General features: G+C 57.2%; 24 protein-coding genes and 1 riboswitch. Of the genes, 16 read left to right on the top strand and 8 right to left on the bottom strand.

The window, feature by feature from the left end:
• Positions 1–300: 300 nt before the first annotated feature.
• The 4 genes from FJW00_RS08490 (at position 301) to FJW00_RS08475 (ending at position 3,854) form a co-directional block, all read left to right on the top strand.
• Positions 301–1,284: a DUF1852 domain-containing protein gene (locus FJW00_RS08490; protein ID WP_140923553.1), complete on the top strand. Its 984-nt coding sequence runs from the start codon at positions 301–303 to the stop codon at positions 1,282–1,284.
• A gap of 23 nt (positions 1,285–1,307) precedes the next feature.
• On the top strand, positions 1,308–2,339 hold the full coding sequence (locus tag FJW00_RS08485; protein WP_009093105.1) for a methionine synthase: 1,032 nt from the start codon (positions 1,308–1,310) through the stop codon (positions 2,337–2,339).
• A 306-nt stretch (positions 2,340–2,645) separates the two neighbouring features.
• Positions 2,646–3,275, top strand: coding sequence for a LysE family translocator (locus FJW00_RS08480; RefSeq protein WP_009093104.1), 630 nt, complete (start codon positions 2,646–2,648; stop codon positions 3,273–3,275).
• Positions 3,276–3,416: 141 nt separating this feature from the next.
• The gene (locus FJW00_RS08475) at positions 3,417–3,854 is read left to right on the top strand and encodes a GFA family protein (protein ID WP_140923551.1); all 438 of its coding nucleotides are present in this window, start codon (positions 3,417–3,419) and stop codon (positions 3,852–3,854) included.
• Between the two features lie 42 nt (positions 3,855–3,896).
• Here the strand turns inward: FJW00_RS08475 and FJW00_RS22680 are convergent, their stop codons facing one another.
• Complete coding sequence (locus FJW00_RS22680) at positions 3,897–4,226, bottom strand: DNA topology modulation protein FlaR (RefSeq protein ID WP_309147966.1); 330 nt, start codon at positions 4,224–4,226, stop codon at positions 3,897–3,899.
• 441 nt (positions 4,227–4,667) lie between these two features.
• Between FJW00_RS22680 and FJW00_RS08465 the strand changes: the two genes are divergently transcribed.
• The 6 genes from FJW00_RS08465 (at position 4,668) to FJW00_RS08440 (ending at position 9,342) form a co-directional block, all read left to right on the top strand.
• Positions 4,668–5,786, top strand: coding sequence for an alkene reductase (locus FJW00_RS08465; RefSeq protein WP_140923547.1), 1,119 nt, complete (start codon positions 4,668–4,670; stop codon positions 5,784–5,786).
• Positions 5,787–5,802: 16 nt separating this feature from the next.
• Entirely contained in the window at positions 5,803–6,120 is a 318-nt protein-coding gene (locus FJW00_RS08460; RefSeq protein ID WP_009093099.1) for an ArsR/SmtB family transcription factor, read from the top strand.
• Between the two features lie 107 nt (positions 6,121–6,227).
• Positions 6,228–6,348, top strand: a riboswitch (TPP riboswitch).
• 84 nt (positions 6,349–6,432) lie between these two features.
• On the top strand, positions 6,433–7,416 hold the full coding sequence (locus FJW00_RS08455; RefSeq protein ID WP_181405366.1) for an FAD-dependent oxidoreductase: 984 nt from the start codon (positions 6,433–6,435) through the stop codon (positions 7,414–7,416).
• On the top strand, positions 7,406–7,603 hold the full coding sequence (thiS, locus tag FJW00_RS08450; RefSeq protein ID WP_140923545.1) for a sulfur carrier protein ThiS: 198 nt from the start codon (positions 7,406–7,408) through the stop codon (positions 7,601–7,603). Before FJW00_RS08455 ends, thiS begins: the two co-directional genes overlap by 11 nt.
• A gap of 2 nt (positions 7,604–7,605) precedes the next feature.
• The gene (locus FJW00_RS08445; RefSeq protein ID WP_140923543.1) at positions 7,606–8,364 is read left to right on the top strand and encodes a thiazole synthase; all 759 of its coding nucleotides are present in this window, start codon (positions 7,606–7,608) and stop codon (positions 8,362–8,364) included.
• A 9-nt stretch (positions 8,365–8,373) separates the two neighbouring features.
• Positions 8,374–9,342, top strand: coding sequence for a HesA/MoeB/ThiF family protein (locus FJW00_RS08440; RefSeq protein WP_140923541.1), 969 nt, complete (start codon positions 8,374–8,376; stop codon positions 9,340–9,342).
• An 8-nt stretch (positions 9,343–9,350) separates the two neighbouring features.
• Here FJW00_RS08440 and FJW00_RS08435 read toward each other — a convergent pair whose 3' ends face one another.
• Together FJW00_RS08435 and FJW00_RS08430 are read right to left on the bottom strand one after the other, a co-directional pair.
• A complete protein-coding gene (locus tag FJW00_RS08435) occupies positions 9,351–9,764 on the bottom strand; it encodes an ASCH domain-containing protein (RefSeq protein WP_009093094.1) in 414 nt (137 codons plus the stop codon).
• Positions 9,765–10,001: 237 nt separating this feature from the next.
• Positions 10,002–10,544 (bottom strand): DsbA family protein, encoded by a 543-nt coding sequence (locus FJW00_RS08430; RefSeq protein ID WP_140923539.1) that lies wholly within the window; start codon positions 10,542–10,544, stop codon positions 10,002–10,004.
• A 318-nt stretch (positions 10,545–10,862) separates the two neighbouring features.
• Here FJW00_RS08430 and FJW00_RS08425 point away from each other — a divergent pair, with 318 nt between their 5' ends.
• The 6 genes from FJW00_RS08425 (at position 10,863) to FJW00_RS08400 (ending at position 17,330) form a co-directional block, all read left to right on the top strand.
• On the top strand, positions 10,863–11,132 hold the full coding sequence (locus FJW00_RS08425) for a hypothetical protein (protein ID WP_046102883.1): 270 nt from the start codon (positions 10,863–10,865) through the stop codon (positions 11,130–11,132).
• A 454-nt stretch (positions 11,133–11,586) separates the two neighbouring features.
• On the top strand, positions 11,587–12,177 hold the full coding sequence (locus FJW00_RS08420) for a fimbrial protein (protein ID WP_009093091.1): 591 nt from the start codon (positions 11,587–11,589) through the stop codon (positions 12,175–12,177).
• A gap of 54 nt (positions 12,178–12,231) precedes the next feature.
• Entirely contained in the window at positions 12,232–12,900 is a 669-nt protein-coding gene (locus tag FJW00_RS08415; RefSeq protein ID WP_033736783.1) for a fimbrial biogenesis chaperone, read from the top strand.
• 141 nt (positions 12,901–13,041) lie between these two features.
• Positions 13,042–15,486, top strand: a complete 2,445-nt coding sequence (locus FJW00_RS08410) for a fimbria/pilus outer membrane usher protein (protein WP_140923712.1) — start codon at positions 13,042–13,044, stop codon at positions 15,484–15,486.
• A gap of 16 nt (positions 15,487–15,502) precedes the next feature.
• Positions 15,503–16,612: a fimbrial protein gene (locus FJW00_RS08405; RefSeq protein WP_140923537.1), complete on the top strand. Its 1,110-nt coding sequence runs from the start codon at positions 15,503–15,505 to the stop codon at positions 16,610–16,612.
• Between the two features lie 190 nt (positions 16,613–16,802).
• Positions 16,803–17,330, top strand: a complete 528-nt coding sequence (locus FJW00_RS08400) for a sterol desaturase family protein (protein WP_009093087.1) — start codon at positions 16,803–16,805, stop codon at positions 17,328–17,330.
• Here FJW00_RS08400 and crtB read toward each other — a convergent pair.
• Genes crtB through FJW00_RS08375 form a run of 5 tightly spaced genes read right to left on the bottom strand, consistent with a single transcriptional unit; the run spans position 17,269 to position 23,027 of the window.
• Positions 17,269–18,198, bottom strand: a complete 930-nt coding sequence (gene crtB, locus FJW00_RS08395) for a 15-cis-phytoene synthase CrtB (RefSeq protein WP_046102888.1) — start codon at positions 18,196–18,198, stop codon at positions 17,269–17,271. The two genes, FJW00_RS08400 and crtB, sit on opposite strands and share 62 nt — an antisense overlap.
• A complete protein-coding gene (locus FJW00_RS08390) occupies positions 18,195–19,673 on the bottom strand; it encodes a phytoene desaturase (RefSeq protein ID WP_058957209.1) in 1,479 nt (492 codons plus the stop codon). Before FJW00_RS08390 ends, crtB begins: the two co-directional genes overlap by 4 nt.
• Positions 19,670–20,830: a lycopene beta-cyclase CrtY gene (gene crtY / locus FJW00_RS08385; protein ID WP_140923535.1), complete on the bottom strand. Its 1,161-nt coding sequence runs from the start codon at positions 20,828–20,830 to the stop codon at positions 19,670–19,672. Before crtY ends, FJW00_RS08390 begins: the two co-directional genes overlap by 4 nt.
• Positions 20,817–22,109, bottom strand: a complete 1,293-nt coding sequence (locus FJW00_RS08380; protein WP_140923533.1) for a glycosyltransferase — start codon at positions 22,107–22,109, stop codon at positions 20,817–20,819. The genes crtY and FJW00_RS08380 overlap by 14 nt, the downstream gene beginning before the upstream one ends.
• 9 nt (positions 22,110–22,118) lie before the next feature.
• Positions 22,119–23,027 (bottom strand): polyprenyl synthetase family protein, encoded by a 909-nt coding sequence (locus FJW00_RS08375; protein WP_140923531.1) that lies wholly within the window; start codon positions 23,025–23,027, stop codon positions 22,119–22,121.
• Positions 23,028–23,073: the final 46 nt, after the last annotated feature.

Below are 23,073 nucleotides of genomic sequence, written 5' to 3'. Positions count from 1 at the left end.
AGCCCGGCACCCGTGCAGATTTGCCGCGACGCCGGGTTCTGTGCGAAGGTGACAGGCCCGCGTACGGGTGCGGGTAAATGAATGTCCCGCCCGATCGTGAAAAATCCCCCCGCTTTCGCGTCTCTACATGAATTTCCTTCATGTTCGTTGAAATTTAATCACTTTTTTTCACCCGCCCGTTGAGGCATAAAGTAAGAATTGTTAATAACTTTGAGAAATATGAATGCTTGTTAAGGGATAGCAAAGCTGCATAACCCTCTCAGCAACAATTCATATCAGCGACCAGGATACCCGATAGCGATGAACAACGATTTTGCCTTTACCATCAAGCGTATTCGTTTCGACGAAAACTATAACCCTTCAAAAAATACGCGCGCGACGACGAACTTTGCGAATTTAGCGCGTGGCGAAAAGCGTCAGGAAAATCTGCGCAACGCCCTGGTGATGATCGATAATCGTTTTAACTCGCTGGCGCACTGGGACAATCCAAAGGCTGACCGCTATTCCGTTGAACTGGAGATCATTTCTGCGGAGCTGAATCTTCAGGGTGGCGCTGACGGCGAAGCGTTTCCGGCTATCGAAATTTTAAAAACTTATATCGTGGATCATCACACCGGTGAGCGCAGCGAGGGCATTGTGGGAAATAATTTCTCATCCTACGTGCGCGATTATGATTTCAGCGTGGTGCTGGCAGATTTTAATAAAGGGCAGACTGAATTCAGCACGCCCGCTGATTTTGGCCAGCTGCACGGCAACATTTTTAAAAGCTTCGTTAACTCAGCGGTCTATAAAGATAATTTCAGCAAATCACCGGTTATCTGCCTGAGCGTGTCCAGCAAAAACACCTATGTGCGTACCGGCAATCAGCATCCCATCCTGGGCATTGAATATCAGCAGGATGCGCCCTCACTGACCGATTTCTACTTCGGGAAAATGGGCCTGAAAGTGCGTTTCTTTATGCCGCAGGGCAGCGTTGCGCCGCTGGCGTTCTATTTCCACGGTGATCTGCTCAGCGATTACACCGACCTTGAGCTGATCGGCACTATCAGCACTATGGAAACGTTCCAGAAGATCTATCGCCCTGAAATCTATAACGCGAATTCCGCTGCCGGTCACTGCTATCAGCCGACGCTGCAGCATCAGGATTACTCTTTAACCCGGATTGTTTACGATCGTGAAGAGCGCAGCCGGCTGGCTGTTGAGCAGGGGAAATTTACTGAGGCCCATTTCATTAAGCCTAACCAGACCCTGCTGGCGCAATGGTCCGCTGAATCCGTTCTTTAATTAAAATTAAAAGGTCACCTGTTATGAAAACCTTATTACCGACATCCACTGCTGGCAGCCTGCCAAAACCCTCCTGGATCGCACAGCCAGAGGTGCTCTGGTCACCCTGGAAACTGCAGGATGATGAGTTAGTGGCGGGTAAATTAGATGCGCTGCGTCTCTGCCTGGACGATCAGGTGCGGGCTGGGATCGATATCGTCAGTGATGGTGAGCAAACCCGTCAGCACTTCGTCACGACCTTTATCGAACACCTCAGCGGCGTGGATTTTGAAAAGCGCGAAGTGGTGCGTATCCGCAATCGTTATGATGCCAGCGTCCCGACCGTGGTGGGTGAAGTCTCGCGCCAGAAGCCGGTCTTTGTCGAAGATGCAAAGGTTTTACGTAAGCTGACCGATCGTCCGATTAAATGGGCGCTGCCGGGGCCGATGACCATGATCGATACCCTCTACGACAACCACTACAAAAGTCGCGAAAAACTGGCGTGGGAATTTGCAAAAATCCTCAACCAGGAAGCAAAAGAGCTGGAAGCCGCAGGCGTGGATATTATTCAGTTTGATGAGCCGGCTTTTAACGTCTTTTTCGACGAGGTTAACGACTGGGGTATTGCGGCACTAGAGCGCGCTGTCGAAGGGCTGAAGTGTGAAACCGCGGTGCATATCTGCTATGGCTATGGCATCAAAGCGAACACCGACTGGAAGAAAACGCTGGGAACCGAGTGGCGCCAGTATGAAGAGGTCTTCCCGAAACTGCAGCGCTCATCGATCGATATCGTCTCGCTGGAGTGCCAGAACTCGCGGGTGCCGATGGATTTGATCGAGCTGATTCGCGGTAAAAAAGTGATGGTCGGCGCCATCGATGTGGCAACCCATAATATTGAGACGCCGGAAGAGGTCGCCAGTACGCTGCGCAAGGCGTTGCAGTTTGTGGATGCCGAAAATCTCTACCCTTCGACCAACTGCGGCATGATCCCGCTGCCGCGTCATGTTGCCAATGGCAAGCTCAACGCATTGAGCGCAGGCGCAGAGATTGTCCGCAGAGAAATTCTGGGCAAATAAGCGCTTCCTGAGCCCGTTCAGTCCGGCGAATGATTTCATTTTCACAATGCGATCGGCCGGACTGACTCTTAATCCTGCTTTTGCCCGTCTCATTTCCCGCTAAACCTCTTCAGCACTGCGCCCGTGCGCGATGACAAATGCGCATATAAACCGCTCAACCTGCCGGATTTCATCCGGACTCTCATCCGACCTGATCTTTATCCCCGCTGAATGAGATTCCGCCCATCAGGTGGACGACAGCATCACTGGTAAATGTTCGCCACAACCGATATAACAGATTGATAACAATCAATCTCAGAGGCAGTTATGGCGCTTTCGCATGAATTACTCCTGATTTTCACCACCTACTTTGTCGCCACGGCCAGCCCGGGTCCCAGCAATATGGCGATAATGGGAACGGCGATGAAAAAGGGCAGGGGAGCCGCCCTGGCGCTGGCAGCAGGTGTGGTGAGCGGCTCCATGATCTGGGCGCTGCTGGCCGCCTGTGGCGTGCTGACGGTGCTGGCCACCTTCGCAAAGTTGCTGATTGTATTGAAGGTTGGCGGCGGGTTATATCTGCTCTGGCTGGCATTTAAAGCGGGTAAATCGGCCCTGCGCCGCACGGAAGCGACAGACATTGATGCCAGCACTGAGCGGGTCGCCTGGGGCAGACTGTTTCGCCAGGGAATACTCATGCATGTCGGCAATCCCAAGGCGATTCTCACCTGGGTGGCGATCATGTCTTTTGCCCTGAAGCCCGATATGGCTGCCTCCACGGTACCGCTGATCATCGCTGGCTGTGCAACGATCTGTCTGCTGGTGTTCGGCGGATATGCGCTGCTCTTCTCGACGGCGGTGATGAGCGCGTTCTATCGCCGCATCCGTCGCGGACTGGAGGCGCTGTTAGCCTGCTGCTTTGCGCTGGCGGGGCTGAAACTGGTGTTCAGTCGCCACTAAGTCGGGGATGGCCGTTCGCGACTTCTGCATGAAAATGGCACACCCTGTGCTGATGCAAACAACGGTTTCGCCAGGGTGTCACTGCAATCAGGGGGGCATCCGCAGCGGTGGCCTCTGTCATTACATCAACAAGGCGGTGAAATGAAAGGCTCGTGCTTATGTGAAACGGTGGTTTTTGAGCTGGCAGCGCCACCCACGCTTTACTACCGTTGTCACTGTTCGCTGTGCAGAAAGCAGAGCGGAACCGGTTATAACCTGGCGACGCTGGTGAAAGCGGGGGAGTTCCGCTGGACTGGCGGAGAAGATCACCTGGCGTCATGGCAAAAAGCCAGCGGTTATCGCAACGATTTCTGCACCCGCTGTGGCTCCACCGTGCCCAACCCGCTGCGGGGCAGGCCTTATGTCTGGGTTCCGGTGGGTTTACTCAATGAGGCGGTTGATATGCAGTGTGTCGGCGACTTCTGCACCGATGATGCGATGCCCTGGGACACGACCCGCTCAGCAACCACCCATGCCGGACCGGTGCCGTCGCTGACGGCGCTGCTGACCCATCTGAAACTTGCTGATGAATCGCCATAGTTTCTCTGACGGTTTCTGTCTGCATTCCTGGCCGTTGGCTGGTTATGCTCCAGAGTGTTTTAGCTGAAGTCCCCACTCTTCCGCGCAGAGATTCATGGCGCGAGGAGAACTGAGCAGCAGTTTTGGCAGCGTGAGCGAGTCATAGAGCTGCCTGTGCCGCTTCCGGTTCTGAGGGGCGATGCGGGCAATGTAATTTATCATCGCCAGGCTTACCGGCTCTCTGTGAGTCCTGAGTCCCCCGATCCGCGGCGTGGAGGAGTAGCATCGCCGGACATAGCGCAGCAGCGCTAAAGGCACGCTGACATCCAGAAGAATCAGTCCGGTGGCCCGGGCGAGCCGTGCTTCAATACACTTTGTGTAGTTGCCTTCCATGATCCATCTCTCCTGACTGACTGCTTCGGCGTGTAAACGAAGGAACACGTCCGGCTCCCTGGGCACCCACTGACTGCCTGGAATATGATGCAACTGATCCAGGTGCACCACAGGCAGACCTGTTTTGCGTGACAGGGCCTCAGCCAGCGTGGATTTTCCGCTGTTAGAAGGCCCGAGAATACAGATGCGTGGTCCCAGCGCGTCTGACGAGATTAGCCTGTTCACAGATAGCTCCCTGTTAAATCCGGTAAATGCGCTATGAGGGTAATTGCGTCTGCATCCGGAACAGCAATCCTACCCCACGGGTTCATCGCCTGGCGATAAGTCTCTCATAACCTGATGAAATCAGGCACAGGGAAAATAAAAAGCCTGCAAACACATTTACAAATTTAAATGTGTAAATATAATGTCGCCTCTTCAAACACCAGAGGATTTTTTGTCATGCCATCACTTTTTACCCCCCTGAGCCTGGGCGACCTTCAGCTCCGTAACCGCATCGTTCTGCCGCCGCTGACCCGCTGCCGCAGTGAGCAGCCGGGCAATGTTCCCGGTCCGATGATGGTGGAATATTATCGCCAGCGCGCCAGCGCCGGACTGATGATCACTGAAGGCACCCAGATTGAGCCTCGCGGGCAGGGCTATGCATGGACGCCGGGGATACACAGTGACGCGCAGATTGCGGGGTGGAAAAAAGTCACCGAAGCAGTGCATCAGGAAGGTGCCACTCTTTTTTGCCAGCTCTGGCACGTGGGGCGGGTGTCCCATAATGAACTTCAGCCAGGAAAAGAGGCCCCGGTTGCGCCGTCAGCGATAGCCGCCGATAACGTCCGGGTCTTTATTGAAACCGGACCGGGTGCCGGAATGTTAACCGCGCCCAGCGAGCCGCGGGCGCTGACGAACGCGGAAGTGAAAGAGATTGTGGCGCTTTACCGGCGGGCGGCGGAAAATGCCAAAGTGGCCGGGTTCGATGGCGTTGAGCTTCACTCCGCCAACGGCTATCTGATTAATCAGTTTATTTCTGAGCACACCAACTTCCGTACGGATGAATATGGTGGCTCGCCTGAGAATCGTCTGCGTTTTCTGCGTGAAGTGGTTGAAGCAGTAAGTTCGGTCTTTGGCAGTCATCGTGTCGGCGTCCGGTTTGCCCCGCTTTTCAGCAGCACGGACGAAGATCGCGTCTATCTGGGCCTGGTCGAACGCGATCCGCATGCGACTTATATCCGCGCTGCGCAGCTGCTCAATGAGCTGGAAATTGGTTATCTCTCTATCGCCGAGGCGGACTGGGATAACAGTCCTGACCTGCCGGAGAGTTTCCGGATTGCGCTGCGGGAAACCTTCCGCTCGCCCATTATCTACTCAGGCCGTTACACCGCCGAAAAAGCACAGCGGATGCTGGATAAAGGCTGGGGTGACCTGTTTGGTTTTGGCCGCACCTTTATCGCCAACCCCGATCTGCCCGCGCGGATTAAAGCAGGCAATCCGCTGAATCCGGTGGACCACACCTCCCTGTATGGCGGAACGGAGAAAGGGTATACTGACTACCCTGTTTATCCATCCTGATGTTTTGTGAGGCGGCATGTCACCCGAAGAGGCCCTGAAGTTACTGGCCAATCCCACCAGAATGGCCGTGCTGATGTGGCTCAAAAACCCTGACGAAGCGTTTGCGGGCTATGCCCAGCTCTATCCCTTCGACCAGTATGGCGTCTGTGCCAGTCTCATCCAGGACAAGGCGGGCTTATCACAGCCCGCCACCTCGTTATGCCTGAAAGCCCTGCAGAGTGCCGGACTGGTGGAAACCAGCAAAGTGGGTAAATGGACCTACTATCGCCGTGCCGAACCGCGTATTCGGGAAGTCACCGACGCGGTGACGCACTCCCTGCAGGCGCTGCTATAGACGTCGCCGCGCACCTCTGATCCGGTAGCGACATCTTTCCTTGTCTCTCTCTTTCTGCGTCGCGCTCCTGCACACTGCTTGACGAAGCTGTTCGCTTCACTTACAACTAAACCCGTCAGGGGAGTCTCGCCGGAGAGACTGAGAGGCTGATAGCGCACCCGCGCGGCTCAGCGACCCTTAGAACCTGACCCAGTTGATACTGGCGTAGGAAGACGGGTATCGCATCAGATACTTGCCGCAGGAGCGCATTCGCGTCGCTTCTGCCTATTCCCTCTGTATCACGGGTCTTCGTTAACGGATAACGAGGCGAATGTGACCCACTCAATCCTGAATCTCTCTTCTTCTGTGGCGGGCAGCCAGGGCCGCTGGTCGGTGCTGGGCAGCGGCGTCGCCGGACTCTGTGTCGCCACCCTGCTGGCGGAACGGGGAGAAGCTGTCGAAATTATTACTCAGCCTGACTGCCGGGCAGCCTCGCACTGGGCGGGCGGCATGCTCGCGCCCTGGTGCGAGGCAGAAAGTGCACCGCCAGAGGTGATCGAATGGGGCCAGCATGCCGCGGGCTGGTGGGCAAAGCGTGTGGATGGTGTGGTGCAGCAGGGCACGCTGGTGGTTGCACCGCCGCGTGACAGCCGTGAGCTGACGCGTTTTGCCAGCATGACGCAGCAGCATCAGTGGGTGGCCCCCGGCGACGTTGAACCGGCGCTGGAAAACCGCTTCGCTCGCGGCCTTTTCTTCGCCCGGGAAGCGCATCTCGACCCGCGTCGGGCGCTGCAGCAGCTGCAGGATACGCTCAAAGAAGCGGGCGTGCCGTTTCACAGCGGTCAGCCCGGCGGAAAGATTATCGACTGTCGCGGCATCCATGCCGCCGATCAGCAGCCCGCGTTGCGTGCCGTGCGCGGCGAAATGGTGATCCTCCATACCCCCGATATTTGCCTCTCCCGTCCCGTCCGGCTGCTCCATCCGCGCTTTCCCTGCTATCTGGTGCCTCGTGCCAATGGGCACTTCATGCTGGGTGCCACCATGGTCGAAAGCCATGACAGCAGCCCGATTAGCGCGAAAGCGATGATGGAGCTGCTGAGCGCCGCTTACAGCCTGCATCCGGCGCTGGCTGAAGCACGGATCGTCGAGAGCGGTACCGGGTTGCGTCCTGCTTACCGGCAGAATCTGCCGGAGGTGCGCTACGAAAATGGCCGCTTCTCGCTCAACGGCCTCTACCGACACGGCTTTTTACTGGCCCCGATAATGGCTGAAAACCTTATGCGGCGACTGACTCAGGAGATACCCCATGCGAATTGAACTCAACGGACGCGCGATTGAAACCGACGCAACGACCCTGGCGGAGCTGATGCAGGAGCAGCAGATCGATCCGCGCACCGTCGCCACCGCCCTGAACGGTGAGTTTGTGCCGCGCACCCGGTACGCCAGCCAGCGACTTGAGGCCGGGAATCAGCTGGAAATTCTGTCCCCGATGCAGGGAGGTTAATCATGTTCTATCAGTTTGCACCGACATCCCGTTTTCTGCTCGGCACCGCCGGTTATCCCTCGCCGGAGATTCTGCATCAGGCGATCGACGCGTCAGGCGCGGAGATCATTACCGTCAGCCTGCGACGGGAGGGGCAGGAAGGCGCGGCCTTTCGCACGCTGCTGCAACAGCTCAACAAACGCATTCTGCCGAATACGGCCGGCTGCCATTCGGTAAAGGAGGCGGTCACCACGGCGCAGATGGCGCGTGAACTGTTTGATACCCCCTGGATCAAGCTGGAGGTGATTGGTCATGCCGATACGCTGCAACCCGACCCCTTTGCGCTGGTGGAAGCCGCCCGCATTCTCTGCGCTGACGGATTTCAGGTGTTTCCCTACACCACGGAAGATCTCATTGTTGGTGAAAAACTGCTGGAAGCCGGCTGTGAAGTGCTGATGCCCTGGGGGGCGCCGATTGGCTCCGGCCAGGGACTGCGCAATATTGAGGGGCTGCGCGCCATGCGTGCCTGGTTTAAGGATATTCCGCTGATTATTGATGCGGGGATCGGCGCGCCGGGCCAGGCGGCTCAGGCGATGGAGATGGGCTTTGATGGCGTGTTGCTCAACACGGCCGTAGCAAAAGCTCGCGATCCGGTCCGGATGGCCGGTGCCTTTGCCGCCGCGATCCATGGGGGACATGAGGCGTTTCAGGCCGGGCTGATGGAGCAGCGCGATATGGCGTCGGCCTCCACGCCCCTGTTTGGTCTGGCACAGTTCAGTTAAGGAGCGACAATGGATCGTTATCAGCGACAGACGATGTTACCGGAAATTGGTGATACGGGGCAGCAGCGACTGAGCAGGGCGCGGGTGCTGGTTGTGGGCGCGGGCGGTCTCAGTGCCACGCTGCTGCCCCTGCTGGCAGGTGCCGGGGTAGGGTTCATTCGTCTTTACGACGGCGATCGGGTTGAACTGCACAACCTTCACCGGCAGACGCTGTTTGGCGTGGACGATGTCGGGCAGCCAAAAGCGCGCTGCGCGCAGCGGGCACTGGCGCAGCGAAACCCTGAGTGTGAAGTCGACGCGCATCCGCAGTCACTGAGCGCCAGTCTGCTGCCGCAGGCACTGGCGGAGATTGATGTGGTGGTGGATGCGGCGGATAACTTTGCCATTACCTATCAGCTTTCGGACGCCTGTTATCCGCGCGGCCTGCCGCTGATCTGCGCCTCAGTGCTGGGGCGTAAAGGCTATGTCGGCGGATTCTGCGGCGGTGCGCCCGGCTATCGCGCGCTGTTTCCGCACTTGCCCACTGCATCGGCTGACTGTAACACCGCGGGCGTTATGGGGCCTGCGGTGGCCACGCTGGGGGCCATGCAGGCACAGATGGTGCTCACGGTATTGCTGAAACTGACGCCTTCACCGCTGGGTTGTATGATCCACTGCGACCTGGCCTCGTGGCATATGCGACAGTTCCGCTTTGACGATGCCCCGGAACCGGAGGCGCCGGGCACGCCGTTCATCGACCAGGCCATGCTCACCGGTGAGGACTGCATTGTGGAGTTGCGCAGCGCCGAAGAGGCCCCGGTCAGCGTGGCGGAAGGGGCGTTGCGCATTCTGCCAGAGCAGATCGCCGGCTGGCAGCCGCCTGCCGATCGACGCGTGGTCCTGGTGTGCGCCAGCGGAATGCGGGCCGCGCGTGCGGCTGAAAATCTTGCCGCACGCGGGGTCACGCGTCTGGCGCTGATGGCGGCAAAGGCGCTGTAACTGCCGGTTCAGATCACCTCGACCAGCTGGAACGTTTCGAAAATCAGCTCCATCTCAGGGTGAAAAGAGCCTTCCCGCTGAAAGTATCGCTGATGTTCCTGACGCCAGTAGTCGAGGCTGAGATCGCCTTCACCTTCAAGCATCGCCATCTCCGGCGTCACCCGGTCAAAGCGCGTCAGGAACAGCCCGGTGGTGCGGATCACGCAGACGGGCTGCTGTTCACCGTTGAGAACAATGCTGTAACCGCCCGGCTGGGGCAGTTTTTCCTGATCCTGCCAGTTGGCTGCCGACCCACAGGTGGCCACTTTTTTACCCGCAATAATCAGCGTACTTAACGCGTTCGCCAGCTCGGGTGAATCACCAAATGCATCGACCATCGCATCCGGATATTTTTCCTGCAGTTGTTCCAGCGTCATCGCCATCAGCAAATCCTTATGAAAGTGGGTGCGTGCCTGCCTGCATCATTGCAGAGGCACCGAAAAGGTGTGCAGCCGTTCTCTCTGCAACAGCGTTATCTGCGGAGCAGGCTGCTTGTCGCCGAACAGCTTACCCGGCATTCCGGCAGGAAAACAGGCGAATCTCCGGGATAAGCCGTTTCGCCCGCCGATGTCGTGCACAAGCGTCGCTGTCAGGCAAAGCAGTGACTCAGGAGAGACGAACTAGCGTTTCAGGAAGCTCGCCCACTGCTCAATGTCATCACCGCTGCTAATATCAGGCTGTACCAGGCCGTTGACCATAAAGGTAGGAGAGACGTGAATGCCATTCTGGCGGGCGTATTTGCAGTGCCACTTGATGGCATTCTGCAAATCGGGCCGATCAAATGCCGCCATGGCGTCGACGCCACTGTAGGTTTTCAGGCGTTCCAGAATCTGATTCGGGGTGGCATCGCGGTTCGGACCGGTGCAGTGGTCGGTAAATTCAAACTCTTCGCGGTGATCGGCAACGGCCTGCATCACCTGTCTGGCGGCCGTTTTACTTTCGCAGGCCGCGGCGAGGATATAGCGCACAATGAGACCCGAATAGAGGTGCCACGGCTGGGATTGCAGACGGATCTTCAGAGTGATGTTCTCTTCGCCTGCGTGCGCCAGTAAGGCGTCGAATTTATTGAAAGCGCGAACGGAAAACGGACAGGTAGGTTCCAGAAAGACTTCGAAGACCGCAGGACCCTGACCCCAGACCAGAACATCAGCGTGCTGATTCATTAACCACTCCTTAAGTTTAAACGTAACGGGAAGTCGTTTTACTCTGGCAAATCTGCGGCACAGCAGCCAGTTAAGAATGGGGCTCAATTGTTACAAAAATCGGCAATCAGAAGCGGAGCCGCAGGTAACAGGCGACAGGCAGGCCTCTGAATCGTTAGAATTATCCGTTCTGGCAATCTTCGCCGCGGGTTCTGGACGGCCGCTGGCGAGTCGCTATAGTTAATCAGCAGCGTTCATTCGCCTGAATGAGAAGATCCTTTCTGTGACTTCCCTGTCGGGGATACACGGGAAGCGGATACGTGTTAGAAGAGGCTAAATTTGTATACCGATCTCACCTGGAAAACACTCTATCGCATTATTAACCAGACGATCGCAGACATGCTGGATGAACAGCAGACCCTGGATGTCCTGTCACTGCGCGCCCGTCTGCTTGAACGGGCGGAAAAAGAGGAGGATGAGGTGATGGTGCTCTGCTACTGGCAGGCCTGCAAAATACTGAGGCGTTTACCTGCCACCGTGACTGCCAGCCAGTTAATGCTGGCTGCCCGCCATGCTTTTCGTGCGCCGCTGGATAACGATCTGCCCTGAGTGAAGCGGACTGGTGCGCTTCAGCCGTGAACATAACAGAAAGGGCGACGCCTGAACCGGAGAGAGGTCCCTGCGGGTCATAGCGCAGAGCGCCCATTCATACCTGATTTAACGATGGACTGCTTAAAGATCCCCATTCTGGAATTCATAAATATTTTTTGAAAATATAATGGGTAATTAAAGTGATCATATTATTCATCACATCCTGTCTTTTATTTTCCGACTATTTAAGTCGGGATTGCTGGAATTGATCCTGCTCAATTAACCTCCTCAATATTAAATCTCAGCCCCGGATAAATCTGCTCGTTTAAGTTTCGTCTACCTTTGTTTAATTAATATACCCGCAACATAATAAACAGCGCGTTATTATGTTGGCGCATTATTATCGATGCATATTTATCCATCTGGTGGTTGGTTGCGGCCACTTTGCATGTTCTGAAAAGAGAAACAGTTGATGAATATCAGAAAACGTATTCTGCCAGTGGCGCTGGCGGGCCTTATGATTTCCGGATCAGCATTCGCCACCCCGACTGACGGCCCATCCCCTATTAATACGAATCCGGGAACGGCAGCGGGAACGCAGGGAGCCGGTGGTGAAGTTAAATTTACCGGTGAAATTACCGATGTATCCTGCAACGTGACAACCGCCAGTAGTAAGCAGAGTATTGATTTAGGTAAATGGGCCAAATCCTATTTCGAAAGCCGTACGGAAACCACTGAAACGCCGTTCACTATTTCAGTCACAGACTGCCCGACATCCGTCAAAAAAGTGGCGGTGTTGTTCGATGGCGATAAAGACAGTGGCGACAGTACCCTGCTTAAAGTTGCCAGCGGCGGGGCGTCCGGTGTCGGCGTGAAACTTTATGAAGCTGACCGTCAGACTCAGGTGGCTATCGGCGCCGTCTCCAAAAACGTTGATGTAGTGGCAGCCAGCACGGGGGGGCACGCCGATTTAAAATTCTATGCTGATTACAAAAGTGACGGTGCCGCTATTAATGTGGGCGCGGCCAATGCCGTATCAAATTTTGTGATGGTTTATAACTGATTCATAGCAGGGGCAACCCTGCTTTCCCTCCGTAATTCAATGGCGTAACGCTCTATGATTAAGGTAATAAGAATTATTTCGCTCATTTCGGCGTGTCTGCTTCATCTCGCGGCGCATGCAGGTGTGGTGATGGGAGGGACCCGGGTTATTTTTGCTGAAGGAAAAAAGGAAGCCACGCTGTCGGTAACAAACCAGGATAAGACGACACCCTATCTGATCGAATCCTGGATCGAGAATGCCGATAAAAATAATCACACCCGCGTCCCTTTTATTGTGACGCCCCCGCTGTTTCGCCTGGATGCCAATAAAGAGAACCTGCTCAGGATTAATTATCTGGGCATGCCACTGCCGAAAGATCGGGAGTCTGTTTTCTGGCTGAATGTCAAATCGATTTCACCCACACCGCGCGATAAAAGCAATCAGCTGCAGGTCAATATTAAATCGAAATTCAAACTCTTTTTCCGGCCAAAAGGGCTGGCGGGAAATCCGGCTGACGCCTGGCAGGACATCGCGTTTCGCCAGCAGGGAAACCAGCTGATTGCGCATAACCCGACGCCCTATTTCGTCTCCTTTTATACGCTGAGCGTGAATCATCAGGCGATCAACGATCCCGGCATGATTGGTCCGGGTGAAGATCGTCACTGGACGGTCAGCCATGCCGGCCCGGTGAGCTGGTCTGCCATCAATGACTATGGCGGCGTTACTGAAGAACGTACACGCTGATGGATTTTGTTGTGGTTTTACTGATCTGATGCCGGGGCCTTAACCGTGAAAGTGACGCAGCACGTGCAGTTAAAGAAGAGAAAATATGCAAAGACGAAGCATGCCTCTTCATGGCTGGCGGGTGTACCCGGAGTGATACTGATGGTGTTCTGCCCGTTGCGGGCTGCCCGCGCCGACGACTACTTTAATCCGGCGGCGCTGGAGTTTTCATCCGATCAACACACGGCCGCCGATCTGCACTATTTCGCCCGTGAGGGCGGCCAGCAGCCCGGCACCTATCATGTCTCGCTGTTGCTCAACAACAAAGTGATCGATAGCCGTGATGTCTCTTTTGTTGAGGGCAAAAACGGGCTGATTCCACAGCTGACGGTAGCCGATCTCTCCGCGATGGGGGTAAACGTTGAGGGTTTCTCTGCATTCAGCCACCTGAAGAAAGATGAGGCGATTGCTGAGCTGGGCGATTACATTCCCGATGCCTCAAGTGACTTTGATTTTGCGCACCAGCAGTTAAACCTTTCCATTCCCCAGATTGCCCTGAAGATGAAAGATCGTGACTATGTCGATCCCGCCAGCTGGGATGAGGGTGTATCAGCGGCTTTCGTTGACTATAACCTCTCTGGCAGCAGCGGCCGCAATCAGAATGACCGCTGGAACTCGACGCTGCTGAGCCTGCGCAGCGGGGCTAATCTTGGCGCATGGCGTCTGCGTAACACGTCCAGCTGGCGTTACGATCTGGTCAGTCACTGGCAGTCTCAGACGACCTGGCTGGAGCGGGATCTTAAGACGCTGAAAAGCCAGTTCCGGGTCGGTGATACCTACACCTCGGGTGACGTATTTGACAGCGTGCAGTTTCGGGGGGTGCAGATGATGTCTGATGACACCATGCTTCCCGAAAGTCAGCGCGGCTTTGCCCCGGTGATCCATGGCATCGCCCACAGTAATGCGCGGGTGACGGTGAGTCAGCATGGTTATGTGATTTATGAAACCGTGGTCGCACCGGGTGCTTTCGAGATTAAAGATCTCTATCCCACCGCTCAGAGCGGCGATCTTGATATCACTATCCATGAAAGCGATGGTTCGGTGCGCACCTTCACCCAGCCTTACTCTGCGGTGCCTTATATGCTGCGTCAGGGACATCTGAAATATAGCGTCAGCGGTGGTCGTTATCACTATTCAGGCAGTCACAATCTGCGCTCACCTGAATTTGTCCAGTCCACGCTGTTTTACGGACTGCCGCATGACTTTACCGCCTTTGGTGGCGTACAGCTCGCGCAAAACTATCATGCTGTGGCGGCGGGGCTGGGCAAGAGTCTGGGTGATTTCGGCTCGCTGGGAATGGATGTGACCTTCGCCAGCACCCGGTTACCGCAGGGGCTGAGCCGAAGTGGTCAGTCAGTGCGCGCGCAGTATCAGAAAAATTTTGCCTCCACCAATACCACTTTCAGCATGGCCAGCTATCGCTACTCCTCCAGCGGATTTTATGCTTTCAGCGAAGCCAATGCGCTCACCAGCCCGGCGAGCTATGTCGATAATAAGCGCAGTCGTTCAGAAATTGCCGTCTCCCAGGGTATCGGTGACGTGGGCAGTCTCAGTGCGTCTGCCTATATGCAGCGCTACTGGCGATCAAACAGAAACGATCGCACCCTGCATCTGGGTTTCTACAGCAATTATAAAACCATCTCCTGGGGCGTGGCCTGGTTTTACACCGACTCGACCCAGGCCCGGAAAGCTGACCGCGCTATCTCCTTCAATATTTCGGTTCCACTGAGTGCCTTACTGCCGGACAGTTCGGTCAGTTACAGCATGAATGCCAGCAATCGCGGGGATGTCTCGCAGCAGGTCGGCCTGTCAGGCAGTGCATTGCAGAACAATAACCTGCACTACACCCTGCAGCAGGGCCACGACAGTCAGGGGCAGAACGTGAACAGTAGCGGCTCGCTGGACTATCGCGGCAGTCAGGGCAGCGTCAGTGCCGGAGTTGGTCATGATCGTCACAGTACGCAGTACAGCTATGGCCTCTCGGGCGGGATCGTGGCCCATGCGCACGGCGTGACGCTAAGCCAGCCGCTGGGGGATACCTTCGCGATTGTCCGGGTTCCGGATACCGCCAATGTGGGCATCCAGAGCGGCAGCAATGTGTTCACGGACGGCCGCGGCTATGCAATTGTGCCTTCACTCTCGCCGTATCATGAAAATGCCATCGAGCTGGAAACTGAAACGCTGCCCGACAATGTAGACGTGGAACTGGATGGGCAAACGGCTATCCCGACCCGCGGGGCGATTGTGCTGGCTGACTACGCGACCCATGTGGGGAACCGGGTGCTGTTCACGCTTACCTGGCAGCATACCTTCCCGCCTTTTGGTGCCACAGGGCAGATTGCAATCCATGCCGGGGGGAATCAGAGCAGCACAAGCGGCATTGTCGCAGAAAAGGGCGAACTCTATCTGAGCGGTGTGCCCGCTCAGGGGACGGTTGAAGTGAAGTGGCAGGAGGAGGGGAAACAGAAAAGCTGTCGCGCGCCGTTCCGCCTGTCTGACGCCAGCGGCACGAATCCGGTCAGACTGGTCTCTGCGGTTTGCCAGTAATTCACAGGAGTTTCAGATGAAATCAGTTCAGCGTGTCATTAAAGGGATCGTGCTGCTCATCCCGGCACTGGTCTGCTGGCCCTCTCTGGCCCAGGAGTCGTGTCAGGGGGTGAGCCAGGTGGTCGTGCAGGTGCATAACGTCAATTATGTGCCGGGCGCCGCTGACGGCACCCCCATCTCTGCGCAGATGCCCGTGCAAAGTACCAATGCGTTTACCTGCAATAAAAACAGCGGTGAGCAGGGCTATGCCTGGAAAGACATGGGGTTTCAGATTAATGCTGAAGAGTCGGGATTACAGACCTCAATTGCGGGAGGGCACACGACGCCAATCTATCGCGTACCGGGTGTTGAGAGCATCGGATTCGCGATTGGATTTAAAGAGCCTTCATATTGCAACAGCGGCTTTTTCGACACCACCGGCAAAGGCAAAACCAGTTCGATCTGTAACTCGCAGGTCAGTCCACAGTTCAACGCGGCACACGACATTAAACTGCAGTCCTATGTGGTGTTTTACAAAATTCCGGGGCAGCGTTCACCGCTGAATCCAGGCAACCAACCCGCGAATGTCGGTGAGGTAAATATCGGTAATGCCAGCTTAAAGGTGGGGAACAGTGCGGCCAGCAGCCAGCCGATCAACGACAGGCCGCAGCTCTTTCTCTCCAGCTTCACGGTGCAATATGGCAGCTGTGCCGTTGTCACATCCCAGTCTGCGATTAACGTGGAGATGGGAAAAGTGAGTAAGGCGGAGTTCACCGGCATCGGCAGCCGGGCGGGAAGCGAAAAAAGTTTCCGGATTCAGGTGATGTGCGAACACAGCGCCGCAGTCAAAGTGGGCTTTTTTGGCATGGCGACCGCTGGCGACAAAAATGCCATCAGCCTGACACCACAGAGTAACGCCGCGTCAGGGGTGGGCATTGCCCTGACCTATGGGCCCGGTCTGCAGGTCGCAGAAGGCCAGCGCGTGCCGCTGAATGTGCCGACCGATCAGCTGCCGGTGCTGACTACCGTCTCCTCACCCGATCAGGCGAAGTCGATGTCGTTTAACGCCCAATATATTCAGACCGACAGCCAGGTGATGGCGGGTAAAGCGGACGGGACCGTCACCTTTAATCTGGTGTATAACTGAGCCGTTGCCGCTGACGCGGATTCACCGGTTATGGCGACCGGTTTCCCTTCCGGGTCCGGCTACCTGGGTTATCCGCTTTATCATCTGCAGTAATTGTTAAAACCCGCCAAACCCGCCCGGCTGTTTTGGCCAATCTCTGTTAAAATTGAACCTCTGCGCCACTTTGCAGGATGCATGTTCGGGAGAAGCTATGTTGTGGATTTGGAATGCCCTGATTGTTCTGGTCACCGTGATCGGCATGGAGATTACGGCTGCGCTGGCGCACAAATATATTATGCATGGCTGGGGCTGGGGCTGGCATCTGTCGCATCATGAGCCGCATAAGGGCTGGTTCGAGGTTAACGATCTTTATGCGGTGGTGTTCGCGGGGCTGTCGATTTTACTGATCTGGCTGGGCAGCACGGGCGTCTGGCCGTTGCAGTGGATCGGTGCCGGGATGACGCTCTATGGCCTGCTCTACTTTATTGTTCATGACGGCCTGGTTCACCAGCGCTGGCCCTTCCGCTATGTTCCGCGTCGGGGTTACTTACGTCGGCTCTATATGGCGCACCGGATGCATCACGCGGTGCGCGGAAAAGAGGGGTGTGTCTCGTTTGGCTTCCTCTATGCGCCACCGCTGTCAAAACTGCAGGCGACGCTGCGTGAACGTCACGGCGTTAAACGGGGCGCTGCCAGAGGTGAGCGGGGCGTGGAGCAGGACGCGCCATCCGGGAAGTAACCGCCTGACCTGACGCCGCCATCAGCATAACCAGTTTCTCGGGTGTGCTGGTGGACAGGCGCTGATCCCACGCCGCTGGCCCTGCCTGAATCACCTTCATGCCGATTTTACGATAGACCTGCTTCGCGGTTGCGATTGCCCATGCCGATCGCAGCGGCAGGCCTGGCAGACCTGCCGTGGCCGAGTGATAGTAGGGCTCCGCCGTTTCAACCAGGCGACGGGCGACGCGGCTCAGCGCCTGACGATGTTGTGGCGCGGCCAGAGTTTCCCGTGTAAGCCCCTCTTCAGCCAGCCACGCTTCAGGCAGATAACAGCGGTCTGCGGCCGCATCTTCGACGATGTCGCGGGCAATGTTGGTCAGCTGAAACGCCAGACCGAGATCGCAGGCGCGATCCAGCGTGGCCCTGTCGCGCACCCCCATGATCTGCGCCATCATCAGACCGACCACGCCCGCCACGTGATAACAGTAGCGCAGCGTGTCGTCCAGGGTCTGATAGCGCGTCTCACGCACATCCATCGCAAAACCGGCCAGATGAGCAAAGGCGTAGTCAGGCAGAATATCGTGCGCCATTGCCACCTCCTGAAAGGCCGCAAAGGCAGGCTCATGCATCTGCAACCCGGCATAAGCCTGGCGGGTTTTTGTCTCCAGCTGCGCCAGACGCTGTTCGGCAGAGAGTCGCGACGGCGTATCGTTGCTGAAGCCCAGCACCTGATCGTCAATCACATCATCACAGTGACGGCACCAAGCGTAGAGCATCAGCACACTGCGTCGGGTTTTGGCATCGAACAGTTTCGATGCCGTGGCAAAACTTTTTGAACCCACTTCCATGGTTTCTACAGCATGATCGAGCAGTGACGGACTGTTCAAGCCAGATCCTCCAGCATCAATCCTGCCGTGGCTTTCGCCGAGCCCACCACGCCGGGAATGCCTGCGCCAGGATGCGTGCCTGCGCCGACCAGGTAGAGATTACTGAGGTGTTTATCGCGGTTATGTGGCCGGAACCAGGCGCTCTGGGTCAGGATGGGTTCAACCGAGAAGGCGGAGCCCTGATAGGCGTTCAGCTCATCGCGGAAATCGAACGGCGTAAAGATGCGGTGCGTCACCAGTTGACTGCGCAGGCCCGGCATGTAGTGCTGTTCCAGATAGTCAAAAATACGGTCGCGCAGGCGCGGACCTTCAACCGCCCAGTCGATATCAGCCGTGCCGAGATGCGGTACCGGGGCCAGCACGTAGTAGCTGCCGCAGCCTTCCGGAGCCAGCGAGGGATCGGTGACGCAGGGGGCATGCAGGTAGAGCGAGAAGTCCTCGGCCAGGCCATCACGATTGAAGATCTCATCGATCAGTTCACGATAGCGCGGGCCGAAGCAGACGGTATGGTGAGCCAGCTGGTCATGATGATGATTCAGGCCAAAATAGAGCACAAACAGGGAGTTGCTCATGCGCTTGTTCTGCAGTGTCTTTCCCTGAGCCACAGAAGGGGAATGCTGACGCAGCAGATCATGATAGGTGTGTACCACGTCTGCGTTGGAGGCGACGGCGCGGGTCGGGAGTACCCGACCATCTTCGAGATGGACGGCCGTAATCCGGTTTTCCTGCGTTTCCAGCCGGGCCACGCTGGCATTCAGTTCCACTTCGCCACCCAGATCCTCGAACAGTTTCACCATGCCCTGCACCAGTGCGCCCGTGCCGCCGCGCGGGAACCAGACTCCCCATTCACGTTCCAGCGCATGAATCAGCGTGTAGATGGAGGAGGTGGCAAAGGGATTGCCGCCGACCAGCAGCGAGTGAAAGGAGAACGCCTGACGCAGGTGTTCATCCTCAATGTAGCTTGCCACCTTGCTGTAAACACTGCGCCAGGCCTGCAGTTTTGCCAGCTGCGGCGCGGCGCGCAGCATGTCGCGGAACGAGAGAAACGGCACGGTGCCCAGTTTCAGATAGCCTTCGGCGAACACAGCGCGGGAGTAAGCCAGAAAACGGCGATAGCCTTCGACATCACGCGGATTAAAGGCGGCGATCTGCGCTTCCAGTTCGGGCTGGTCGTTGTCATAACTGAACACCCTGCCTGACTCCCAGCAGAGACGATAAAAGGGCCTGACCGGCAGCAGCTCAACATAGTCAGCGAGCTTTTTACCCGCCAGCGTAAATAACTCTTCAATCGCGCTGGGATCGGTGATCACCGTCGGGCCGGCATCAAAGGTGTAGCCCTGATCCTGATAAACATACGCCCGGCCGCCTGGCTTATCGCGCTTCTCCAGCAGTCGGGTGGGAATGCCTGACGCCTGAAGGCGAATCGCCAGCGCCAGACCACCAAAGCCTGCGCCAATTACTGTCGTTCTGTTCATTGCATCGCCTGTTGACGGTGAGGAGTCATGATAGCCTGTAACGCCGCCAGTACGGGGACCGGGGGCTTGCCGCTTAAAATACGCAGCCGATCAGGCAAAGTAAGTTTTCCCGCATAAAAACGGGCGATCAGACCTTCGGGAAGGCCATAAAAACGTTGCATCACCTGCCAGCGCTGCCCGGCCGGCCCCGCCAGAAACAGCATCCGGTTCAGCATGCGAAAGAAGCGCTGCTGCTGCCAGGCCTGGGAGGCCACCTGTCTGATAGTGGTGTTGAGTGAGGCCGATGTCATTGCGGGCATCTCCGCCAGCCGGTCAGCCAGCGCCACTGCCAGCGGCAGGGAGTAGCCGGTGGTGGGATGAAACAGCCCGGCGCGTAAGCCGCTGCACGGCAGGTCACGCTTCTGCCAGAATGCGTCAACGTCGCCTGTCAGCGTGATGGGCAGGGCACCCTGTTCTTCGCGCAGCAAACGGGCCAGCTGCCAGCCCTGCTGCGCCGCGTAGTCACGAATATTCTGGCGGGCGCGTTCACCGTCCAGCGTGGCGCGGTCGATATAATGGGTGTCTTCAATCAGCAGCGTATCGGCCGAAAAGGGCAGGCTGTAGACAAAGCGATAGCCGGCCTGCTGGTCAACCGTGGCATCCATAATAATTGGCGCGGTCAGCCCGTGTGGAGCACTCAGCTGCCACTCCTGTCCGACAAACGACTGAAAGCCCATGCGCAGCGCGCCATCGGGCTGGTAGCCCCGGCCATCAATCACGGCATCCGCTTCCACTACCCGCCCATCCTCCAGCGTAACCGAGTGTGAATCGAGCATTGCAACACGCGTGTTCAGCAGCAGGTCAGCGGCAAAGTGATCGCGCATGACCTGAGCGAAGCGCTCTGCGGTGACACAAAAATAGCCACTGTTCAGATGGCGCTGACGTTGCGGAAAGCGCACCTCATAACCGGGCCAGTGATGCACCACCAGCGGGGCGATCCAGCGGTGCTGCGCTTCAGTCAGGTCGTCTGCATGAAAGGACCAGGTGTGATGGGCGCCAGGCTGACTCTCCGCGTCAATCAGCAGGATGCGCAGCGACGGCCGCTGCTGGCGGAGGCGCAGCGCAATCAGCCCGTTGGCCAGACCCGCGCCCACCAGAATCAGATCATACCGTGGCATAGGCACTCCCGTTCAGCACGGGCTGGCGGGTCAGCATCGCCTGCTCGACGATGTCCGCTGCCAGCGAGGCGCCACCCGCCTGACGAAGCGCGGCGCGCAGGGGCTTCATCTGCTCAGCATAGTGCGTATCCGTCAGTAAGGTCTGCAGCTGGCGGGCCATGGCGTGACTGGTGGTAAAGCGTGAGGCGCGGCGGCCGATACCGTGCCAGACCACCCTGGCTGCCACGCCCGGCTGATCAAAGGCCAGCGGGATTGTCAGCAGAGGCGTCAGATGGTTAATCGCATCCAGCACCGTGTTCATGCCGCCGTGGGTAATGGCCAGGTCGGCCTGGGCCAGCGCGGCGGCCTGGTCAGCAAAATCGACAACCTGAACATGGCTGGCCTGCGCCAGTTTCTCTGCCTGAAACGGCGACAGGCGGCCACAGTGGGCCAGCAGTAACTGCGCGTCGATCTCCTGACAGGCGCGGACGATCGTTTTAAACAGGCCGTAACGGTGTCCCTGCAGGGTGCCGAGGGAAGCAAAAATGCGCGGCCTGTTGCCATGCGGAAAATAGCGCGGCTGTGTGGCCTGGGGCGCGTCCGGGGCACGCAGCGGGCCAACAGCATGAAAATGGTCGGGCAGCGCATGACGGGGAAAATCCAGCGCCGGGATCAGCTGGCTGATCTGTGCCAGCGGAGAAAAACAGTGGTGCAGCTTTTCCCGCGGTGACAGCCCCATTGCATGGGCGTTACGGGCGATTACCCTGTCGTGGCGGCGCATCAGCCAGTCGTAGATTTTTTCACTGGCACGATAACGTTCGCGCGCCTGGTCGCTGGTGCCATAGTCAAACGGCATCACTGCCAGCGGGAAATCCGCTTCACGGTTAAGTGGCAGGGCACAGGCCACCGAAACATAGGGCAGATCGAGCGCCTCAGCGGCCAGCGCGCCGGCCGGCTCCATCTGATCGACAATCACGCCATCCACTGCCAGCGTATTCAGCACCACCGGCAGTTCGCGACAGAGCATATCGCTGCTGCGCGCCATCTCACTGATCAGTTTCAGCATCGACGGGCCAAGGGGGTGTGCAGCCAGCTGCAGGGTATGCGCCAGACTCCCGGTAGGATGCGAAGTTAAGCCCAGCGGAAAAAAGCCGATGCGGCGGTCGGTGAGCAGTGCGCTGACGTCCGTCTGCTGAATAAAGGTGATACGGTGTCCGCGTGCTATCAGGGCCTGGCTGAGATGCTGAAGCGCCTGCACATGGCTATAGAAGGGCGGTGCAATAACCGCAAAGTGGCTCATGCAGCATCCTTAACTGACGGCAGCGAGTTTTTTCTCAAACCAGGCCTGAACAAAATGATGGGTGGCGTAACCGTCGCGGCAGGCGGACAACAGGTGTTCTCCGGCGCAGCGCAGATGGTCGCGCAGTTGCGATTCCACCGCTTTTGCGCCGAGAAGGTTCACCAGCGTCGATTTTCCCTCATCCTGATGGGCATCTTTACCGGTGTCACTCATTCCGTCAGTGAGATCGTCCAGCAGCTGAAACGCCTGACCGAGATTCAGCGAAAAGCGGTGCAGCTGTTCGCGGGCTTCTTTGGGGGCTTCCGCGACGATAGAGGCCATCTGCATGGAGGCGCAGAACAGGGTGCTGGTTTTGAAGTGATTGGTCATCAGAATGGCGTCGGCGCTGCGGGGTTTATCTCCCTCCGAGAGATCCTTGAACTGCCCCTGCACCAGCCCCTGCATCCCAATCGCCTGAGACAGCTCTGCAACCGCGTCCGTTCTGGCGCTGGCGGTTAAGCCCTCTGCCACGGCGACCAGACCAAAGGCCTTACTCAGCAGGGCCACGGCAGCGAGGATGGCGACATGCTCACCATACTGACAGTGGATGGTGGGGCGTCCGCGCCGCAGCTGCGCATCATCCATGCAGGGCATATCGTCCAGGATCAGCGAAGCGGCGTGCACCATCTCAACCGCGCAGGCGAGGTCAAGCAGACCGGCTGCGCTGGCATTGCACCCCAGATCGCGCGCGGTCAGCAGCAGCAGCAGCGGACGAATCCGTTTTCCCGGCGCCAGCGCGCCGTCGCGCATTGCCGCGCCGACCAGGTCACGTTCACTGTCGACCGGTAAAAGCTGATCGAGCCGTTGCTCAATATCGTTCAACAGAATCGCTGCATCGCTGTGTATGACATTGACGTGTTTTTCTGCGCAGACCGTCATCAGGGCTGTCCTTATCTACAGAGGAAGTCACAGCAGGTCGAAATGA

Source organism: Pantoea anthophila (genome assembly GCF_006494375.1).
GTDB classification, from domain to species: domain Bacteria; phylum Pseudomonadota; class Gammaproteobacteria; order Enterobacterales; family Enterobacteriaceae; genus Pantoea; species Pantoea anthophila.
Note: the sequence above shows the minus strand (reverse complement) of the source record. Positions and strands in the feature narration are given on the sequence as shown.

What these genes read in the sequence shown, in the direction of transcription:
- FJW00_RS08380 (WP_140923533.1), bottom strand. Translation starts at nt 22,109, where the DNA reads ATGAGCCACTTTGCGGTTATTGCACCGCCCTTCTATAGCCATGTGCAG.
- FJW00_RS08430 (WP_140923539.1), bottom strand. Translation starts at nt 10,544, where the DNA reads ATGAATCAGCACGCTGATGTTCTGGTCTGGGGTCAGGGTCCTGCGGTC.
- FJW00_RS08485 (WP_009093105.1), top strand. Translation starts at nt 1,308, where the DNA reads ATGAAAACCTTATTACCGACATCCACTGCTGGCAGCCTGCCAAAACCC.
- FJW00_RS08490 (WP_140923553.1), top strand. Translation starts at nt 301, where the DNA reads ATGAACAACGATTTTGCCTTTACCATCAAGCGTATTCGTTTCGACGAA.
- FJW00_RS08390 (WP_058957209.1), bottom strand. Translation starts at nt 19,673, where the DNA reads ATGAACAGAACGACAGTAATTGGCGCAGGCTTTGGTGGTCTGGCGCTG.
- FJW00_RS08480 (WP_009093104.1), top strand. Translation starts at nt 2,646, where the DNA reads ATGGCGCTTTCGCATGAATTACTCCTGATTTTCACCACCTACTTTGTC.
- FJW00_RS08375 (WP_140923531.1), bottom strand. Translation starts at nt 23,027, where the DNA reads ATGACGGTCTGCGCAGAAAAACACGTCAATGTCATACACAGCGATGCA.
- FJW00_RS08415 (WP_033736783.1), top strand. Translation starts at nt 12,232, where the DNA reads ATGATTAAGGTAATAAGAATTATTTCGCTCATTTCGGCGTGTCTGCTT.
- FJW00_RS08410 (WP_140923712.1), top strand. Translation starts at nt 13,042, where the DNA reads ATGGTGTTCTGCCCGTTGCGGGCTGCCCGCGCCGACGACTACTTTAAT.
- FJW00_RS08445 (WP_140923543.1), top strand. Translation starts at nt 7,606, where the DNA reads ATGTTCTATCAGTTTGCACCGACATCCCGTTTTCTGCTCGGCACCGCC.
- FJW00_RS08460 (WP_009093099.1), top strand. Translation starts at nt 5,803, where the DNA reads ATGTCACCCGAAGAGGCCCTGAAGTTACTGGCCAATCCCACCAGAATG.
- FJW00_RS08435 (WP_009093094.1), bottom strand. Translation starts at nt 9,764, where the DNA reads ATGGCGATGACGCTGGAACAACTGCAGGAAAAATATCCGGATGCGATG.
- FJW00_RS08420 (WP_009093091.1), top strand. Translation starts at nt 11,587, where the DNA reads ATGAATATCAGAAAACGTATTCTGCCAGTGGCGCTGGCGGGCCTTATG.
- FJW00_RS08465 (WP_140923547.1), top strand. Translation starts at nt 4,668, where the DNA reads ATGCCATCACTTTTTACCCCCCTGAGCCTGGGCGACCTTCAGCTCCGT.
- FJW00_RS08400 (WP_009093087.1), top strand. Translation starts at nt 16,803, where the DNA reads ATGTTGTGGATTTGGAATGCCCTGATTGTTCTGGTCACCGTGATCGGC.
- thiS (WP_140923545.1), top strand. Translation starts at nt 7,406, where the DNA reads ATGCGAATTGAACTCAACGGACGCGCGATTGAAACCGACGCAACGACC.
- crtY (WP_140923535.1), bottom strand. Translation starts at nt 20,830, where the DNA reads ATGCCACGGTATGATCTGATTCTGGTGGGCGCGGGTCTGGCCAACGGG.
- FJW00_RS08475 (WP_140923551.1), top strand. Translation starts at nt 3,417, where the DNA reads ATGAAAGGCTCGTGCTTATGTGAAACGGTGGTTTTTGAGCTGGCAGCG.
- FJW00_RS08405 (WP_140923537.1), top strand. Translation starts at nt 15,503, where the DNA reads ATGAAATCAGTTCAGCGTGTCATTAAAGGGATCGTGCTGCTCATCCCG.
- FJW00_RS22680 (WP_309147966.1), bottom strand. Translation starts at nt 4,226, where the DNA reads ATGGAAGGCAACTACACAAAGTGTATTGAAGCACGGCTCGCCCGGGCC.
- FJW00_RS08440 (WP_140923541.1), top strand. Translation starts at nt 8,374, where the DNA reads ATGGATCGTTATCAGCGACAGACGATGTTACCGGAAATTGGTGATACG.